The organism is Streptomyces longispororuber, from assembly GCF_024448165.1.
Lineage (GTDB): Bacteria > Actinomycetota > Actinomycetes > Streptomycetales > Streptomycetaceae > Streptomyces > Streptomyces longispororuber_A.
The window spans coordinates 1-15,663 of sequence record NZ_JAMOLN010000091.1; the positions used below are offsets into that span (position 1 = coordinate 1).

Below are 15,663 nucleotides of genomic sequence, written 5' to 3' on the forward strand. Positions count from 1 at the left end.
TCGGGCCCGGGGTCCGCGCCCAGGCGGTCCACCAGGTCGCGGCGGACGTGGTCGTAGGCGGCGAGGGCCTCCGCCGGGCGGCCCGCGTCGCGCAGGGCGCGCAGGCGGAGCGCCTGGAGCGGCTCGTCCAGGGGGTGCGCGTCGCACAGCGCGGTCAGCTCCGGCAGCACGGTGTCGGCGAGGCCGAGCGCGAGCCGGGCCGCGAGCCGGGTGCGGCGCGCGTCGAGCTGCCGGGCGTCCCAGCGGGCCGCCTCCGCCGTGCGGTCGGGCAGATCGGCGAGCGCGGGCCCGTGCCACAGGGCGAGCGCGTCGTCGAGCAGGTCGGCGGCCTTGGCGGCGTTGCCGTCGGCGTGGGCGCGGGCGCCGTCGCCGGTGAGCCGCTCGAAGCGGAACAGGTCGATGTCGTCGGGCGCCGCGGTCAGCCGGTACCCGCCGTCGGCGGAGGCGATCGCCCCGCTGCCCAGGGCCCGGCGCAGCCGGCCGATCAGCGCCTGCAGTGCGCCCGGCGCGTCCGCGGGCGGCTCGGCGCCCCACACCTCGTCGACGAGCACGGCCGCGGGCACGGTCCGCCCGGGCCGCAGGGCGAGCACCGTGAGCAGGGCGCGCAGCCGCGCCCCGCCGACCGGGACGGCCGTGCCGTCGTCGCGGATTGCCTGGGTGGTGCCGAGGATGCGGTAGCGCACGGGCCCCATTGTCCCCGGTCCCGCGCGCGGCGGACGCCGGGTGCGCCGGGAGCGGAACCGGAACGCCGTCGTGGCACGTTCTCGTCGTACGACGGGTACGTTCGGTCACGCCACCGACCGACCACCGACCGACCACCGACCGACCACCGACCCAGCGAATCCGGGAGTCCCACCCCATGACCACCGCCACATCCCGGCGCGGCGACAGCCGGATCAGCCCCGTCTTCCTCGGCATCGTCGCGGTCACGGCCGTGTCCGGCTGGGCGGTGTGGACGGACTACGCCTCACAGCCCGGCTTCGCCGTCTTCCTGTTCGTGACGGCGGCCTGGATCGTCTCGCTCTGCCTGCACGAGTACGCGCACGCGCGCACCGCCCTGCACAGCGGCGACATCTCGATCGGCGCGAAGGGCTATCTGACCCTGAACCCGCTGAAGTACACCCACGCCCTGCTCAGCATCGTGCTGCCGGTCCTCTTCGTGATCATGGGCGGGATCGGCCTGCCCGGTGGCGCCGTCTTCATCGAGCGGGGGCGCATCCAGGGGCGCTGGAAGCACAGCCTGATCTCGGCGGCGGGCCCGCTGACGAACGTGCTGTTCGCGGTGGTCTGCACGGCCCCGTTCTGGCTGGACGCGCTGGACGGGGTGCCCGACACGTTCCGCTACGCGCTGGCGTTCCTGGCCCTGCTCCAGGTGACCGCGGCGATCCTGAACTTCCTGCCGGTGCCGGGCCTGGACGGATACGGCGTGATCGAGCCCTGGCTCTCGTACAGGATCAAGCGCCAGGTGGAGCCGTTCGCACCGTTCGGTCTGCTCGCGGTGTTCGCCGTGCTGTGGATCCCGGAGGTGAACCAGTGGTTCTTCGACGTGATCGACGCCGTGCTGCGCTCGCTGGGCGTGCACGACTGGGACACGTACTGGGGCCAGCGCTTCTACCGCTTCTGGGAAGGGACGCCGGAGATCCCGACGTTCACACAGCCGTAGTCGAACCCGCGGCGCGCTTCTCGGCCCTCGCCTTGCGCACGTAGAACCACGCCATGTTCGACGTGATCCCGGCCATCAGCACCCAGACGACCCCGAGGAAGCTGCCCTGGACGAAGGAGACCACCGCGGCGACGACGGCGAGGACGCAGACGAGGGAAGCGAAGAGGGCGATGCGGGGCATGGGGTCGGCTCCAATACGGACACGTACGGCACGGCGGTGTTTCGCCGACCAGTGTCCCCCATGCCCCGGCCACGCCGGAACGCGCCCTAGATGTCCGTGACGCGCAGCCCCGCGTGGGCCTTGTAGCGGCGGTTCACCGAGATCAGGTTGGCGACGAGGGACTCGACCTGGTGGGCGTTTCGCAGCCGGCCCGCGAAGACGCCGCGCATGCCGGGGATGCGGGCGGCCAGGGCCTGGACGACGTCCGTGTCCGCGCGGGACTCGCCGAGGACCATCACGTCGGTGTCGATCTCGTCGATGGCCGGGTCGGCCAGCAGCACCGCCGAGAGGTGGTGGAAGGCGGCCGTGACCCGGGAGTCCGGCAGGAGCGCCGCGGCCTGCTCGGCCGCGCTGCCCTCCTCGGGCTTCAGCGCGTAGGCGCCCTTCTTGTCGAAGCCGAGCGGGTTGACGCAGTCGACGACGATCTTGCCGGCGAGGTCCTCGCGCAGGGCCTCGAGGGTGGCGCCGTGGCCGTCCCAGGGCACGGCGACGATGACGATGTCGCTGCGTCGCGCGCACTCGGCGTTGTCGGCGCCCTCGATGCCCAGGCCGTGCTCGTTGAGTTCGTCGGCGGCGGCCTGCGCGCGCTCGGCGGCGCGGGAGCCGAGGATCACCTTCTGGCCCGCGCGGGCCAGCCGGTAGGCGAGGCCCTTGCCCTGCGGGCCGGTGCCGCCGAGCACGCCGACGACGAGCCCGGACACGTCGGGCAGCTCCCAGGGGTCCTTGGCCGGCGCCTTCGGCGCGGCGTTCTGTGCGCTGTCGCTGGTAGTCATGCAGTGACCTTACTCAGGCGTACGGGCGGGTGAGCGAGGCCACCGGGATCCGCCGGAACGTGATCGTCTCGTACGCGGAGAAGTCGCCGGTCTCGTAGAGCAGCCCGACGGTGGCGGGGTCGACGCGGACCAGGTCGGAGTAGGCGGCGGGCAGGCCGTCGACGGTGTGCGCGGGCTGCCAGGTGACGCCGCCGTCGAGGCTGCGGCGGACGGTCATCAGGGCGCGGAAGCCGGGGTCGGCCGGGCCCGAGTACAGCAGCACGTCCGGGTCGCCGGGTTCGTCGAGCTGCAGCAGGCTGCCCTCGACGACGGGCCCGACGAGCCCCGCCTGCGGCCGGAAGGGCTTCACCAGGCGTTCGCCGCCGTCGAGGGAGTGGGCGTCGGCGCGGGTGCCGGGTGCCGGTGAGTCGTTGCGGGTGTTGAAGTAGAGCCGCCCGTCGGGGAGTTGGGCGGCGGTGGTCTCGTTCGCGTTCACGTAGCCGTCGGGATCGTCGTCGGCGTAGCCGATCCGCCACGTCGCGCCGTCGTCGTCGCTGAGGAGGCAGTGGCCGCCGTTGTAGCGGCCCTCGGTGCCGTTGTCGCTGCCGGTCGGCGGCAGCGAGTGGTTGGCGGGGACGACGATCCGGCCCTCGCGGGTGCGCAGCGCGTGGCCGGGGGTGGTGGCGTACCAGCGCCAGTCCGCCCGCTTCACCCGGTCGGTGATCTCGCGGGCCGGCGCCCAGGTGAGGCCGGAGTCGTCGCTGTGGGTGACCCAGACGCGGCGGCCGTCGGCGGCGGAGACCCGTCCGCGCCGGATGGCGTCCTCGGTCGCGGCGGCCGCGTTGCGGACGTGGACGAGCAGGACGCGGCCGGAGGGCAGCACGACGGGGGCCGGATTGCCCGCCAGGTCACGGCCGTTGGCGGCGGCGACGCGCAGCGGCCCCCAGGTCCGCCCGCCGTCGGCCGAGCGGCGCACCACCACGTCGATGTCGCCGAAGTCCTCGCGGGAGCCGACGCGACCCTCGCAGAAAGCGAGGAGGGTGCCGTCGGTCGTCCGCACGACGGCGGGGATGCGGAAACTGGCGTAGCCGTCGTCCCCCGCACGGAACGGCACTGAGGTCTCTGGCTGCTCGGGGTGCTCTGGCTGCTCTGGCTGCTCGGGGTGCTCTGCGGTGACGGACATGCCCGCCATGCTTCCCACCGAAGATAACTCGGGGTGAACTCCGGCTGTCCGCAGTGCCGTTCAGCACACCGAGCCGCCACCCGCGCACCCGTACGGGCGGTCTTCCGGCGAACGCCCGCTCCCGGGACGGCTCGTGGGGCACCATGCGCCCCATGGACGCCGTACGAGTAGCGCTGCTGCGCGAGGTCCTCGCCGGTACGGAGTGGCCCGCCGCCACCCGTCGTCTCGCGGGGGCGCTGCGGTCCTCGGTGGGTGCGCACGGCGGTGGGCTCCTGCTGGTGGGCACCGAGGAGTACGAGCCCTGGCACCTGGCGGCGCACCTGGTCGACGAGGCGGCCTGGTCCGGTACGCCCGAGCTGTCGCCGACGCTGGTCCGCCACGCGGCACGGCCCGGCGATCCGGCGCACCTCGCGGTCGGTCTCGGCCGGCTCGCGGCGGCCCGCCGCGGCGAGACGCTCCTGGTGGTGACGCCCGACGTGGTGGGCGCTCCACTGCTGGAGCGGGTGCACGACGCCCGCCGGTCGGGGGCGACGGTGCTCGCCCTGGACGCGGGTCCCGCCGGCAACGCCGATCTGCACGCGCTGGCCCACGACGCGCTGACCGTGCCCGGCGACACCGACCTCGATCTCGACACCGTGCAGCACCTGGTCAGCGCGGCGGCCGGGGAGAACGCGATGCCGGCGCCGCGCAGCCGGCGCCGGTTCCGCGACCGGCTGTCCCGCCTCGCGGACCAGCTGACGGCGCCGCCGCCGGCCCGCTGGTGAGACAAATCCGCTTGTCAGGGCCGTCCCTGCCGACCGAGCATGGGCGCTTGTGTCCCGAAAGCTCTCCGCGCTGCTCCCCGACCTGACTCCCTGGCGATCCGTCCGGGACTTCCGGCTGCTCTGGGTGCAGGGCCTCGTCACGTACTTCGGCAGCTTCATGGCGATGGTCGCCCTGCCGCTGCAGATCAAGGACCTGACGGACTCACCGCTCGCGGTCGGCGCGATGGGCGCGGTCGAGCTGGTGCCGCTGGTGGTGTGCGGGCTGTACGGCGGGGCGCTCGCCGACGCCGTCGACCGCCGCCGGGTGATCCTGTGGACGGAGGCGGGCCTCGGCTGTCTGGCGCTCGTCCTGCTGGTGAACGCCCTGCTGCCGGACCCGCTGCTGTGGCCGCTGTACGTCGTGGCAGCCGCGGTCTCCGGACTGGCGGGCCTGCAGCGCCCGGCGCTCGACTCGCTGATCGCCCGGATCGTCCCGCACGACCAGCTGCCCGCGGCCGCGGCCCTCAACTCGCTGCGCTGGAACGTGGGCGCGATCGCGGGCCCGGCGCTCGCCGGTGTCGTCGTCGCCTACGCGGGCCACGCCTGCGCGTACGCCGTGACGGTCGTCGGCTTCGCCGTCTCGGTGTCCCTGTGCACGCGCCTCGCGCCCGCCCCCGCCTCGCACGACGCGACGAAGCCGTCCCTGCGCTCGCTGGCCGAGGGGGCGCGGTACGCGTGGTCGCGGCCGGTGCTCCTCGGCACGTACGCGATCGACATGGCGGCGATGTTCTTCGCGTTCCCGAACACGATCTTCCCGTTCCTCGCGGACGAGCTGGACGCGGACTGGTCGCTCGGCCTCATGTACGCGGCGGGCGCGGTCGGTTCGCTGCTGTGCTCGCTCACCAGCGGCTGGACGTCACGGGTGCACCGGCACGGGCTGCTCGTGGTGGGCGGCGCCGCCGCGTGGGGCCTGGCCGTCGCGGCGGCCGGCTGGTTCTCGAACGTCTGGCTGGTGCTGCTCTGCCTCGCGGCCGCCGGGGCGGGCGACATGGTCAGTGGCCTCGGCCGCTCCACGATCTGGAACCAGACGATCCCGGACGCGCTGCGCGGCCGTCTCGCCGGCATCGAGGTCCTCTCGTACAGCGTCGGCCCGCAGCTGGGCCAGCTCCGCGCGGGTGCCGCGGCCGGCTGGACCGGCACCCGGTCGGCGATCTGGTCGGGCGGCGTGGCCTGTGTCGCCTCGGTGGCGGCGCTCGCGGCCGTGCTCCCGAAGATCCTCACGTACGACGCCAGGACCGACGAGCACGCGGAGGCGCGGCGCGACGAACACGAGGCGGCCCTCCGGGCGGCCGGTGGTCGGCCCGCGGCCTGAGCCACCCGTACCGCGGGGGCGGCCGGCGCGGGCCGGCCGCCCCCGCGTCCTGCCTACTCCCGGGCGTCGTCGTCCTCGCCGCGCGCCGCGACGTCGTGCCACCGCGGGTCGTTCTCCCACGTGAGGTTGCGCTCGTGGGCGGTGGCCATCGCGTGCTCCGCCTCCTCACGGGACGCGTACGGTCCGAACCGGTCCTTGGCGGGGCACTCGGGCCCCTCCTCGACCTTCTGGTGCTCCAGGCAGTAGTACCACTCGCCCGGCTTCCCGACGGTCCGCTTCTTGAACAGGGCCACGGCCGACTCCTCTCCTCAGAACGCTCATGGCCATGGTCCCCCACTGCCGCTCGTTACACTCGCTGGCATGTCTGGCCAGTCGCAGTCGTCGCCCGCGCTCCTCGTACCGGGGGAACAGTCCCCCCTCCGCACCGTGCCCGGGAACATCCGGCGCCCCGAGTACGTCGGCAAGCCCGCGCCGACTCCCTACAAGGGCCCCGAGGTGCAGACCCCGGAGACGATCGAGGCGATGCGGATCGCCGGGCGGATCGCCGCGCAGGCCATGGGCGAGGCGGCCAAGGCCATCGCGCCGGGCGTCACCACGGACGAGCTGGACCGGATCGCGCACGCGTACATGTGCGACCATGGCGCCTATCCCTCCACCCTCGGCTACCGCGGCTTCCCCAAGTCGCTGTGCACGAGCGTCAACGAGGTCATCTGCCACGGCATCCCCGACTCCACGGTGCTGCGCGACGGCGACATCATCAACCTCGACGTGACGGCGTACATCGGCGGCGTGCACGGCGACAACAACGCCACGTACCTGGTCGGCGACGTCGACGAGGAGTCGACGCTGCTCGTCGAGCGGACGCGCGAGTCGCTCAACCGCGCCATCAAGGCCGTCAAGCCGGGCCGCCAGATCAACATCATCGGCCGGGTCATCGAGTCGTACGCCAAGCGCTTCGGCTACGGGGTCGTGCGTGACTTCACCGGCCACGGCATCAACTCCTCGTTCCACAGCGGCCTGATCGTCCCGCACTACGACAGCCCGCACGCGACGACCGTGATCCAGCCGGGGATGACGTTCACGATCGAGCCGATGCTGACGCTCGGCACGTACGAGTACGACATGTGGGCCGACGGCTGGACGGTCGTGACCAAGGACCGCAAGCGCACGGCCCAGTTCGAGCACACGCTGGTGGTCACGGAGACCGGCGCGGAGATCCTCACGCTGCCGTAGTCCCGGCCCGCCCGCCGGCACGGCCCGCCCCCTTCGGGGGGCGGGCTTTCTCTTTGTGTTCCTCTTTACGTTCCCTTGATCGGGAATCCGGGTACGTTTTTACCGACAGGATGTCGGGAAAGCTGTTATGTTAGGTAAGCCTAACCTACCTAGAACCCGCCGGCGGAGGCCCCATGGACACCCCGTTCTCCACTCTGATCCGCACTGCCTCGCACGAGCAGCACACCGAGGCGGAGACGTCGACGTTCATGAGCGACCTGCTGGGCGGGGCGCTGGGCGTGGACGCGTACGCGCGGTACACGGAGCAACTGTGGTTCGTGTACAGGGCACTTGAGGACGGCACAGAACGACTCGCGGACGACCCGGTCGCGGGTCCGTTCATCCAGGCGGAACTGCTGCGCGTGCCGGAGCTCGAGCGCGATCTGGCGCACCTGCGGGGCGCGGACTGGCGCGAGCGGGCCACGGCGCTGCCGGCCACGGCGGCGTACGCGGCGCGGGTCGAGGAGTGCGTCCTGAGCTGGCCCGCCGGCTACGTGGCGCACCACTACACCCGTTACCTGGGCGACCTGTCGGGCGGCCAGATCATCCGCGACAAGGCGGAGAAGACCTGGGGCTTCGCGCGCAAGGGCGACGGGGTGCGGTTCTACGTGTTCGAGCGAGTGGGGAACCCGGCGGCGTTCAAGCGGGGGTATCGCGAGCTGCTCGACCGGATCGGGGTGGACGAGCTGGAGAAGCAGCGGGTGGTGGCCGAGTGCAAGCGGGCCTTCGCCCTGAACACGGGGGTGTTCAGGGCGTTGGGCGAGGAGTTCTCCTCGGCCGCGTAGGACTTACGGGGTGGAGTGGCTTGACAGGCGGACCCGGCCGCCGACCTCCACGAAACCCTCCGGCTGCGGCGCCGTCAGGATCTGGGAGCCGCGGCCCTGGCGGATGTTGAGGGCCCGGCCGAGGCGGTCCGTCAGCAGGAGGGCCGCCGCTCCGGTCGCCTCGTCCTCGGTGATCCCGTCGTCGCGGCCGGGGAAGGCCCGGGCCCGGACGCGGCCCGCCGTCTCGTCCTCCCAGGCCCACGCGTAGATCCACTCCCCCGGCGGCGGCACCGGCAGGGCGTCCACCTCGGCGACGGACGCGTACTGGCGCAGCGTGCGCGGCGGGGCCCACTCGGCGCGCGCCTCGATCCAGCTGAACTCGCCGTCGAGGCGCGCCGCGACGACGCCCGCGGGGACGACCAGTTCTGGCACGTCGAGCAGCCAGGCCGAACCGACGCAGGGGTGCCCGGCGAAGGGCAGCCGCAGGGCCGGCGTGTAGATGTCGATGACGCCGCGCTCGGGGTCGTCGACGAAGACGGTCTCGCTGAAGCCGAGCTTGCCCGCGAACGCCTGCCGTTGCTCGCGGCCGGGCAGCCGGGTTCCGTCGCGTACGACGCCGAGCTCATTGCCGTGACGGCCGTCGGGGCCGCAGAAGACGCGCAGTACGTCGTAGCCACTCATGTCGTTCACGGGGGCAGTGAACCACGCCCGAGGTGCCGCTTGACCGTCCTTTGACCAATCCCTGGGTCGTCCGAGGGTCGCTCGTGTCCGGGTCGCGACCAGGCGGTTTTCATGAGAGGTGAATCACGGATCAGACGGGTAGCACTGAGGTAAGCCTCATATAAGTTAGGGCCGCCTAACACCGAGCCGTAGCAGATCAAGCTGTGTACTTCCTTGGAGCCCGCATGCGAGCCGTCCGCTTCTCCGTCGCCACCGCCGTCGCCACGGTGGCGGCCCTGACCGTCGTCACGGGCTGCACCGAGAAGAGCGACGCCAAAGCCGGCGGCTCCGGCGCGATCGAGGTGACCGCCACCGACGACAGCTGCAAGGTGTCGAAGACCGAGTTCCCGGCCGGGCACGTCGAGCTGGCCGTCGAGAACAAGGGGTCCCGGGTCACCGAGGTGGAGATCCTCTTCCCGGACGACCGGATCGTCTCCGAGCGCGAGAACATCGGTCCCGGCACCAAGCACACCCTGACCGCAGAGGTGAAGAGCGGCGACTACCGGATCGCCTGCATCCCCGGCATGAAGGGCAAGGGTCACCGCCAGGACGTCACCGCCACCGGCGGCAAGGCCGCGGCCAAGCGCGACCCGCGCCTGGACGCCGCCGTCGCCGCCTACCGGCAGTACGCGCAGGAGCAGGCCGACGAGACGCTGCCGAAGGTGAAGACGTTCACGGACGCCGTCCGCAAGGGCGACCTGGACGCCGCGAAGAAGGCGTACGCCACCTCCCGCATCGGCTGGGAGCGCACCGAGCCGGTCGCCGAGTCGTTCGGTGACATCGACCCGAAGGTCGACGTCCGCGAGGACGGTCTCGAGGAGGGCCAGGACGTGAAGACGGACTGGACCGGCTGGCACCGCCTGGAGAAGGCGCTGTGGGCGGACAAGAAGATCGGCTCGCGGGAGAAGGAGCTGGCCGACCTGCTCGACAAGGACCTCGCGGACTGGCAGCAGCGGGTCGGCAAGGCCGAGATCACGCCGACCTCGATGGCCAACGGCGCCAAGGAGCTCCTCGACGAGGTCGCGACCGGCAAGGTCACCGGCGAGGAGGAGCGCTACTCGCACACCGACCTCGTCGACTTCAAGGCCAACGTCGAGGGCGCCGAGAAGGCGTACACGCTGCTCAAGCCGGTCGCGTCGGAGAACGACGCCGCGCTGACCAAGGAGCTCGACAAGCAGTTCGCGGCCCTGGACACGCTGCTCGACAAGTACCGCAAGGACAAGAGCGGCTACGAGTTCACCTCCTACGACAAGGTCGGCAAGGCGGACCAGAAGGAGCTGTCGGACGCGGTCAACGCGCTGGCGGAGCCGCTGTCGAAGCTGGCCGCCGCGGTCGTCAAGTAGTCCGCAGCCGTGAGCACGAACCACGAGGAGAGGGCCGCCATGCCGGACGAGACCTCCAACTCACCCGCCGCACCCGGGCGTTCCCGGCGTTCGCTGCTCGCCGTCGGCGGTGCCGGGCTCGCGCTCGGTGCCGCGGCGGCGGGCGGCGCGGTCGCACTGACCCGCTCGGACAGCGGGGACGACATGGCGCCGGCCGCCGAGTCGGGCGGCGCGGTGCCGTTCCACGGCGCGCACCAGGCCGGCATCGCGACGGCGGTGCAGGACCGGCTGCACTTCGCCGCGTTCGACGTGAAGACCGAGGACCGCGAGGAGTTCGTCCAGCTGCTCAAGGACTGGACGAAGGCGGCCGCCCTGATGACGGAGGGGCGCGCGGTCGGCGAGGGCGCGTACGGCGGGCTCGCCGAGGCGCCGCCGGACGACACCGGTGAGGCGCTCGGCCTCAAGCCGTCGCGGCTGACGCTGACCATCGGCTTCGGCCCCTCCCTCTTCGACAAGTACGGCAAGGCGTTCGGGATATCCGGCCGCCGGCCCGAGGCGCTGGTGGAGCTGCCCAAGTTCCCCGGCGACAACCTCGACAGGGCGCGCAGCGGCGGCGACCTGTGCGTGCAGGCCTGCGCCGACGACCCGCAGGTCGCGGTGCACGCCATCCGCAACCTGGCCCGGATCGGCTTCGGCAAGGTCGCCATCCGCTGGTCGCAGCTCGGCTTCGGCAAGACGTCGTCGACGACGCCGGACGCGCAGACCCCTCGTAACCTGATGGGCTTCAAGGACGGCACCCGCAATATCGCGGGCACCGAGACGGACCGGCTCGACCGGCACGTGTGGGCCGACGGGCCCGACTGGATGAGCGGTGGCTCGTACCTCGTCGCCCGGCGGATCCGGATGAACATCGAGACCTGGGACCGCACCTCGCTGCAGGAGCAGGAGGACGTCTTCGGCCGGGACAAGGGCGAGGGCGCGCCGGTCGGCAAGGCGAAGGAGCGCGACGAGCCGTTCCTGAAGGCGATGAAGCCGGACGCGCACGTGCGGCTCGCGCACCCCGACAGCAACCACGGGGCGACGATCCTGCGCCGCGGCTACTCGTTCACCGACGGCACGGACGGCCTCGGCCGCCTCGACGCGGGCCTGTTCTTCCTCGCGTACCAGAAGGACGTGCGCAAGGGGTTCATCCCGGTGCAGCGGAGCCTGGCGACGGACGCGCTCAACGAGTACATCCAGCACGTGGGTTCGGCGGTGTTCGCGGTCCCGCCGGGAGTGCGGGACGACAAGGACTGGTGGGGCCGCGGGCTCTTCGACGGGAAGGCGAGCTGAGCGATGTTCGCGAACTATCTGATCGGGCTGCGCGAAGGCCTGGAAGCCAGCCTCATCGTCTGCATCCTCGTCGCGTACCTGGTGAAGACCGAGCGCAGGGACGCCCTGAAGCCGGTGTGGCTGGGCATCGCGGTCGCCGTGTGCGTGGCGCTCGCGTTCGGCGCGGGCCTGGAGTTCGGCTCGCAGGAGATGACGTTCAAGGCACAGGAGGCGCTCGGCGGTTCGCTGTCGATCGTCGCGGTGGGCCTGGTGACGTGGATGGTGTTCTGGATGCGGCGCACCGCCCGGCACCTGAAGACGGAGCTGCACGGCAAGCTGGACACCGCCCTGCAGATGGGCACGGCGGCCCTGGTCGTGACGGCCTTCCTCGCCGTCGGGCGCGAGGGCCTGGAGACGTCCCTGTTCGTGTGGACGGCGGTGCACGCCACCAGCAACGGCACGACGGAGCCGGTGGTCGGCGCCCTGCTCGGCCTGGCCACCGCGGTGGTCCTCGGCTGGCTGTTCTACCGGGGCGCGCTGCGGATCAACCTGGCGAAGTTCTTCACCTGGACCGGCGGCATGCTGGTCGTCGTGGCCGCGGGCGTGCTCGCGTACGGCGTGCACGACCTCCAGGAGGCCGACTTCATCGGCGGTCTGAACGAGCTGGCCTTCGACATCAGCTCGACGATCGCCCCCGACGGCTGGCTCGGCACGCTCCTCAAGGGCGTCTTCAACTTCCAGCCCGACCCGACGGTCCTCCAAGTCGTCGTCTGGTTCGTGTACTTGGTGCCGACGCTGACGCTGTTCTTCCTCCCGGCCGGGCTGCTGTCCCGCAGGGCCGAGGCAGTGCGCGCTTCGTCTTCCCGGTAGGGTTCGCCCCCGGGAAGGGGAAGGTGAAGTCATCGTCATGAGCAAGGTCATGAACAGGCTCGGCAGGCCCGCCGTGACGGCGGCCGCGGCCGTCGTGCTGTCCCTCACGGCGAGCGGGTGCGTGACCGTGCACGGGGAGCTGGAGATCGTCCCGACGACCACGAAGGCGGAGGCCGCGCGCGCTCTGGACACCTTCGTGACGGCGTACAACAAGGCGGAGAAGTCCTACGACAGCTCCGCCGACGCCAAGTACGTCACCGGGGCGCTCGGCGCGATCGACGCCGCCAAGCTGAAGGCGGGCCGCACGCTCCACCCGGACGGCAACCCGAAGCACACGGAGCTGAAGCTCACCGACACCCGCTTCACGGTCCCCAAGAAGGCGGGCTGGCCCCGCTGGTTCGTCGCGGACTCCGACAACAACCGGCTGGCCGGCTACCGCTGGGTCATGGTCTTCACCCGCGACGACGTCAGCGAGCCGTTCGCGGTGTCGTACCTGACGCTGTTCCGCGACGGCAAGGTGCCGAAGTTCAAGACGGACGGGGACGGCTGGGGCGAGGCGGTCACCCCGGACGCGGGCAAGCTGGCGGTGCCGCCGGCGGACCTCAGCAAGAAGTACGCGGACTACCTGGACCCGAAGAGCGACGCGGCCGACGGGTTCGCGGACGGGCAGCACACCACACAGTGGCGCGCGTCCCGCAAGAAGAACGGCACCCGGCCCGGGCTCTCCACGCAGTACATCGACGAGCCGCTGGTCTCCAGCGACTACGCGCCGGTCGCACTGCGCACCGAGGACGGCGGGGCGCTGGTGTTCTTCGCGACGCGGCGCTACGAGAAGCAGACGGCGTCGCCGGGTTCGGACCTGCCGGCGATCGGCGCGAGCGTGAAGGCGCTGATGACGGGCGAGCCCAAGCAGTCCGCGACGTACGGGTACGTGTCGAACCAGGCGGCGTTCGACCCGCCGGGGTCAGGGGACGTGGACGTGCTGGCCCGGGTCGAGGGCATCACGACGGCCGAGGGCTCCTGACGGCCGACGGGTCCTTACGGCCGACGAATCCTTACGGCCAGGCGGACGTGAAGTCGGGCTCCGCTCCCGCATAGCGCGAGCAGGCGTCCGTCAGGGCCTCCAGGAGGGTGAGCGGGTCGGGCAGCGGATGCTCGGGCCCGCGCACCCACTCCACCGCCCGGTCGCCCGGCAGTCGCGCCGGCGGGACCAGGACGTACGAGCCGCGGCAGTGCCAGCGCATGCCGGGGTGCTCGTCCATCGTCTCGGGGTGGCAGTCCAGCTCGCAGGGCCACCACTCGTCCTCGTCCTCCGGCGTGCCGCGCGTCGCCGTGAAGAAGAGCATCCGGTCGCCGCCGGACTCGGCCACGGGGCCGACCTCGACACCGGTGGACAGGAGCCGCTCCAGTGCCTCGCGGCCGGCTTCCAGGGGGACGTCGAGGACGTCGTGGACCATGCCCGTCGCGGTGATGAAGTTGGCCAGCGGCTGGTGCCTGGCCCAGCGCTCGATCTGGGAGCGGTCCGTCGTGGACTGGGTCTGCCAGGCGAACGAGACGGGGTGCCTGCCGGGCGTGGGACAGCCGATCCGGTTGCACGAACATCGGTAGTCGGCGGGGTGCGCGGCGGGGGCGAGGGGCAGTCCGGCGGCGGCAGCGGCGAGCAGCAGTGACTCCCGGTCGGCGTCGGCCCCGGTGTCCTTCGGGCTCCGGGCGGCCTTCAGCCACTGGGAGATCCTGCCCAGACCGGTGCGTTTGCCGCCGTTGTGCTCCGCGCCCATAAATCCCCTCACCATCGCCGTCGTGCCGAGTGCCGGTGGGTCCCGGACCACCATGGTCCCACCATCGCGCTCCGCCAGAGGCCACAGGGTGTCATTGCCGTATTTGCGGGCATTTGTGCCCCTACCTTGGTCGCCATGGTCACTTTGGTGAGCAGGACCGTACCGATCATGGGCCTCGCGGGCGCCCTCTCCCTCACCGGTCTGGCGTTCGCGCCCCCGCTGGAGTGGGGCAGCGGCCCGCTGACCGTGGACGCCCTCCCCCGCGTCACGTACACGGCGCATCGCGGCGGCGCCCTGGAGGTGCCGGAGAACAGCATGTCCGGGCTCGCGGCGGCCTTCGATCGCGGCACCGCGCAGGTCCTCGACTTCGACACCCGGATGCTGCGCGACGGCACCCTCGTCGTGATGCACGACGCGACCCTGGACCGGACGACCTACTCGGGCGGCCTGGTGCGCGATCTGGACCGGCGGGACTGGGAGGGCGTGCGGCTGCGGCCGAAGGCGTCGCTGCCGGGCGGCTGGCGGTCCGAGCGGCCGCCGACGGTCGCGGAGGTGCTCGACCGGTTCGGCGGCCGGATCGTGCTGATGCTGGAGGCCAAGGACCCGGACAGCCTGGAGGGGCTCGCGCGGCTGATCCGCTCGCGCGGCCTGACCCGCTCGGTCCTGGTGAACTCCAACCACCCGGCCGTCGCCGAGCGCGCGCACCGGCTCGGCCTGATCTCCCAGCTCTGGCGCTCGGCGCGGCAGATGCGGACCGACCGTCCCGCGGCCTGGGCCCCGTACGTCGACGTGCTGGACATGGACCACAAGGCGCGCGACGCGGATCTCGTACGGGCGGTCAGGTCGGGCGTCCCGCGCGTGTGGGCGCACACCGTGAACACGCCCGAGGACCGGGACCGGGTGCTGCGGCTCGGCTGCGACGGGGTCATCTCGGACGCGCCGGGGCTGCTGGCCGCGACGGCGGCTACTTCTTCGGACGGGCGCTGATCCCGTAGAGCGCGTACTCGACGAGCTTGTCCGCGTACGCGTGGTCGAGCGGGCCCGTGAGCTGCAGCCAGCGCTGGGCGAGCGGGGCGGCGAAGAGGTCCCGGGCGATCTCGGGGTCCACGTCGAGGCGGACCTGCCCGGTGTCCTGGGCGGTGCGCAGCCGGGCGGCGTACTGGTCGAGGCCGGGCATGAGCAGCTTGTCGATGAAGTCCTCGGCGAACTGCGGGTCGGCGACGCCCTCGGCGGCGAGCGCGCGGGCCGGGGCCTCGAAGCGGGGGTCCTTGAGCTCGTCGACGGTGGCACGCAGCACGAGCTTGAGGTCGGCCTCCAGGTCACCGGTGTCGGGGAAGCCGTTCGCGTCGACCGGTGCGCCGGGGTGCTTCTCGGCGGCGGCGCGCGCGTTCTGCTCGTTGAGGTCGATGAAGGCCTCCATCAGGACCTCGGCCTTCGAGCCCCACCAGCGGTAGATCGTCTGCTTGCCGACCCCGGCGCGGGCGGCGATGCCCTCGATGGTGGTCCGGGCGTACCCGATCTCGCCGATGAGGGCGAGGGCGGCGTCGTAGATCGCGCGGCGCGAGCGTTCGCTGCGGCGGGCGGAGTCCGGGGGCGTCTTCTTGGCGGCGGTGCTGCCTGTCGTGGCTGACATGGTTCGAATGTAGCAGCGGGCGAACCGAGACGTCCCGTCTCGTAAAGGGTTGACAAGACG

General features: G+C 72.1%; 18 protein-coding genes. 10 read left to right on the top strand and 8 right to left on the bottom strand.

The annotated features are described in order from the left end of the window. Positions 1–692: AfsR/SARP family transcriptional regulator (locus M4J07_RS24410; protein WP_255975134.1), on the bottom strand; the 692-nt coding region annotated here is incomplete at its 3' end. A 167-nt stretch (positions 693–859) separates the two neighbouring features. Here M4J07_RS24410 and M4J07_RS24415 point away from each other — a divergent pair. After that, the gene (locus M4J07_RS24415) at positions 860–1,663 is read left to right on the top strand and encodes a site-2 protease family protein (RefSeq protein WP_255975135.1); all 804 of its coding nucleotides are present in this window, start codon (positions 860–862) and stop codon (positions 1,661–1,663) included. Here the strand turns inward: M4J07_RS24415 and M4J07_RS24420 are convergent. From M4J07_RS24420 to M4J07_RS24430, 3 genes are all read right to left on the bottom strand, one after another. Then, positions 1,650–1,844, bottom strand: coding sequence for a hypothetical protein (locus M4J07_RS24420; protein WP_255975136.1), 195 nt, complete (start codon positions 1,842–1,844; stop codon positions 1,650–1,652). The genes M4J07_RS24415 and M4J07_RS24420 overlap by 14 nt on opposite strands. A gap of 86 nt (positions 1,845–1,930) precedes the next feature. Next, entirely contained in the window at positions 1,931–2,656 is a 726-nt protein-coding gene (npdG, locus tag M4J07_RS24425) for an NADPH-dependent F420 reductase (protein ID WP_255975137.1), read from the bottom strand. 13 nt (positions 2,657–2,669) lie between these two features. Next, positions 2,670–3,818: a sialidase family protein gene (locus M4J07_RS24430; RefSeq protein WP_255975138.1), complete on the bottom strand. Its 1,149-nt coding sequence runs from the start codon at positions 3,816–3,818 to the stop codon at positions 2,670–2,672. A 152-nt stretch (positions 3,819–3,970) separates the two neighbouring features. On the opposite strand from M4J07_RS24430, the gene M4J07_RS24435 reads away from it, so the two are divergent. After that, positions 3,971–4,582: a hypothetical protein gene (locus tag M4J07_RS24435; protein ID WP_255975139.1), complete on the top strand. Its 612-nt coding sequence runs from the start codon at positions 3,971–3,973 to the stop codon at positions 4,580–4,582. A 49-nt stretch (positions 4,583–4,631) separates the two neighbouring features. Beyond that, complete coding sequence (locus M4J07_RS24440) at positions 4,632–5,933, top strand: MFS transporter (RefSeq protein WP_255975140.1); 1,302 nt, start codon at positions 4,632–4,634, stop codon at positions 5,931–5,933. 53 nt (positions 5,934–5,986) lie between these two features. On the opposite strand, the gene M4J07_RS24445 is transcribed toward M4J07_RS24440, so the two are convergent. After that, positions 5,987–6,226, bottom strand: coding sequence for a hypothetical protein (locus tag M4J07_RS24445; protein WP_255975141.1), 240 nt, complete (start codon positions 6,224–6,226; stop codon positions 5,987–5,989). Positions 6,227–6,293: 67 nt separating this feature from the next. On the opposite strand from M4J07_RS24445, the gene map reads away from it, so the two are divergent. Further along, a complete protein-coding gene (gene map / locus M4J07_RS24450; protein ID WP_255975142.1) occupies positions 6,294–7,166 on the top strand; it encodes a type I methionyl aminopeptidase in 873 nt (290 codons plus the stop codon). A 173-nt stretch (positions 7,167–7,339) separates the two neighbouring features. After that, entirely contained in the window at positions 7,340–7,990 is a 651-nt protein-coding gene (locus M4J07_RS24455; protein WP_255975143.1) for a biliverdin-producing heme oxygenase, read from the top strand. Positions 7,991–7,993: 3 nt separating this feature from the next. Here M4J07_RS24455 and M4J07_RS24460 read toward each other — a convergent pair whose 3' ends face one another. Further along, the gene (locus tag M4J07_RS24460; protein WP_255975166.1) at positions 7,994–8,650 is read right to left on the bottom strand and encodes a PhzF family phenazine biosynthesis protein; all 657 of its coding nucleotides are present in this window, start codon (positions 8,648–8,650) and stop codon (positions 7,994–7,996) included. 224 nt (positions 8,651–8,874) lie between these two features. Here M4J07_RS24460 and efeO point away from each other — a divergent pair, with 224 nt between their 5' ends. From efeO to M4J07_RS24480, 4 genes are read left to right on the top strand one after another with little or no spacing between them, the layout of a single operon-like run. Further along, positions 8,875–10,032, top strand: a complete 1,158-nt coding sequence (gene efeO / locus M4J07_RS24465; protein WP_255975144.1) for an iron uptake system protein EfeO — start codon at positions 8,875–8,877, stop codon at positions 10,030–10,032. A 39-nt stretch (positions 10,033–10,071) separates the two neighbouring features. Further along, positions 10,072–11,343 (top strand): iron uptake transporter deferrochelatase/peroxidase subunit, encoded by a 1,272-nt coding sequence (efeB, locus tag M4J07_RS24470; protein WP_255975167.1) that lies wholly within the window; start codon positions 10,072–10,074, stop codon positions 11,341–11,343. A 3-nt stretch (positions 11,344–11,346) separates the two neighbouring features. Beyond that, the gene (efeU, locus tag M4J07_RS24475) at positions 11,347–12,192 is read left to right on the top strand and encodes an iron uptake transporter permease EfeU (protein ID WP_255975145.1); all 846 of its coding nucleotides are present in this window, start codon (positions 11,347–11,349) and stop codon (positions 12,190–12,192) included. Positions 12,193–12,229: 37 nt separating this feature from the next. Further along, positions 12,230–13,216, top strand: a complete 987-nt coding sequence (locus tag M4J07_RS24480) for a hypothetical protein (RefSeq protein WP_255975146.1) — start codon at positions 12,230–12,232, stop codon at positions 13,214–13,216. Positions 13,217–13,247: 31 nt separating this feature from the next. On the opposite strand, the gene M4J07_RS24485 is transcribed toward M4J07_RS24480, so the two are convergent. Further along, complete coding sequence (locus M4J07_RS24485; RefSeq protein WP_255975168.1) at positions 13,248–13,970, bottom strand: bifunctional DNA primase/polymerase; 723 nt, start codon at positions 13,968–13,970, stop codon at positions 13,248–13,250. A gap of 135 nt (positions 13,971–14,105) precedes the next feature. Between M4J07_RS24485 and M4J07_RS24490 the strand changes: the two genes are divergently transcribed. Further along, positions 14,106–14,957: a glycerophosphodiester phosphodiesterase gene (locus M4J07_RS24490; RefSeq protein ID WP_255975147.1), complete on the top strand. Its 852-nt coding sequence runs from the start codon at positions 14,106–14,108 to the stop codon at positions 14,955–14,957. On the opposite strand, the gene M4J07_RS24495 is transcribed toward M4J07_RS24490, so the two are convergent. Then, positions 14,935–15,603, bottom strand: a complete 669-nt coding sequence (locus tag M4J07_RS24495) for a TetR/AcrR family transcriptional regulator (protein WP_255975148.1) — start codon at positions 15,601–15,603, stop codon at positions 14,935–14,937. The genes M4J07_RS24490 and M4J07_RS24495 overlap by 23 nt on opposite strands. Positions 15,604–15,663 lie beyond the last annotated feature (60 nt).

What these genes read in the sequence shown, in the direction of transcription:
- M4J07_RS24415 (WP_255975135.1), top strand. Translation starts at nt 860, where the DNA reads ATGACCACCGCCACATCCCGGCGCGGCGACAGCCGGATCAGCCCCGTC.
- M4J07_RS24420 (WP_255975136.1), bottom strand. Translation starts at nt 1,844, where the DNA reads ATGCCCCGCATCGCCCTCTTCGCTTCCCTCGTCTGCGTCCTCGCCGTC.
- npdG (WP_255975137.1), bottom strand. Translation starts at nt 2,656, where the DNA reads ATGACTACCAGCGACAGCGCACAGAACGCCGCGCCGAAGGCGCCGGCC.
- M4J07_RS24430 (WP_255975138.1), bottom strand. Translation starts at nt 3,818, where the DNA reads ATGTCCGTCACCGCAGAGCACCCCGAGCAGCCAGAGCAGCCAGAGCAC.
- M4J07_RS24435 (WP_255975139.1), top strand. Translation starts at nt 3,971, where the DNA reads ATGGACGCCGTACGAGTAGCGCTGCTGCGCGAGGTCCTCGCCGGTACG.
- map (WP_255975142.1), top strand. Translation starts at nt 6,294, where the DNA reads ATGTCTGGCCAGTCGCAGTCGTCGCCCGCGCTCCTCGTACCGGGGGAA.
- M4J07_RS24455 (WP_255975143.1), top strand. Translation starts at nt 7,340, where the DNA reads ATGGACACCCCGTTCTCCACTCTGATCCGCACTGCCTCGCACGAGCAG.
- M4J07_RS24460 (WP_255975166.1), bottom strand. Translation starts at nt 8,650, where the DNA reads ATGAGTGGCTACGACGTACTGCGCGTCTTCTGCGGCCCCGACGGCCGT.
- efeO (WP_255975144.1), top strand. Translation starts at nt 8,875, where the DNA reads ATGCGAGCCGTCCGCTTCTCCGTCGCCACCGCCGTCGCCACGGTGGCG.
- efeB (WP_255975167.1), top strand. Translation starts at nt 10,072, where the DNA reads ATGCCGGACGAGACCTCCAACTCACCCGCCGCACCCGGGCGTTCCCGG.
- efeU (WP_255975145.1), top strand. Translation starts at nt 11,347, where the DNA reads ATGTTCGCGAACTATCTGATCGGGCTGCGCGAAGGCCTGGAAGCCAGC.
- M4J07_RS24480 (WP_255975146.1), top strand. Translation starts at nt 12,230, where the DNA reads ATGAGCAAGGTCATGAACAGGCTCGGCAGGCCCGCCGTGACGGCGGCC.
- M4J07_RS24485 (WP_255975168.1), bottom strand. Translation starts at nt 13,970, where the DNA reads ATGGGCGCGGAGCACAACGGCGGCAAACGCACCGGTCTGGGCAGGATC.
- M4J07_RS24490 (WP_255975147.1), top strand. Translation starts at nt 14,106, where the DNA reads ATGGTCACTTTGGTGAGCAGGACCGTACCGATCATGGGCCTCGCGGGC.
- M4J07_RS24495 (WP_255975148.1), bottom strand. Translation starts at nt 15,603, where the DNA reads ATGTCAGCCACGACAGGCAGCACCGCCGCCAAGAAGACGCCCCCGGAC.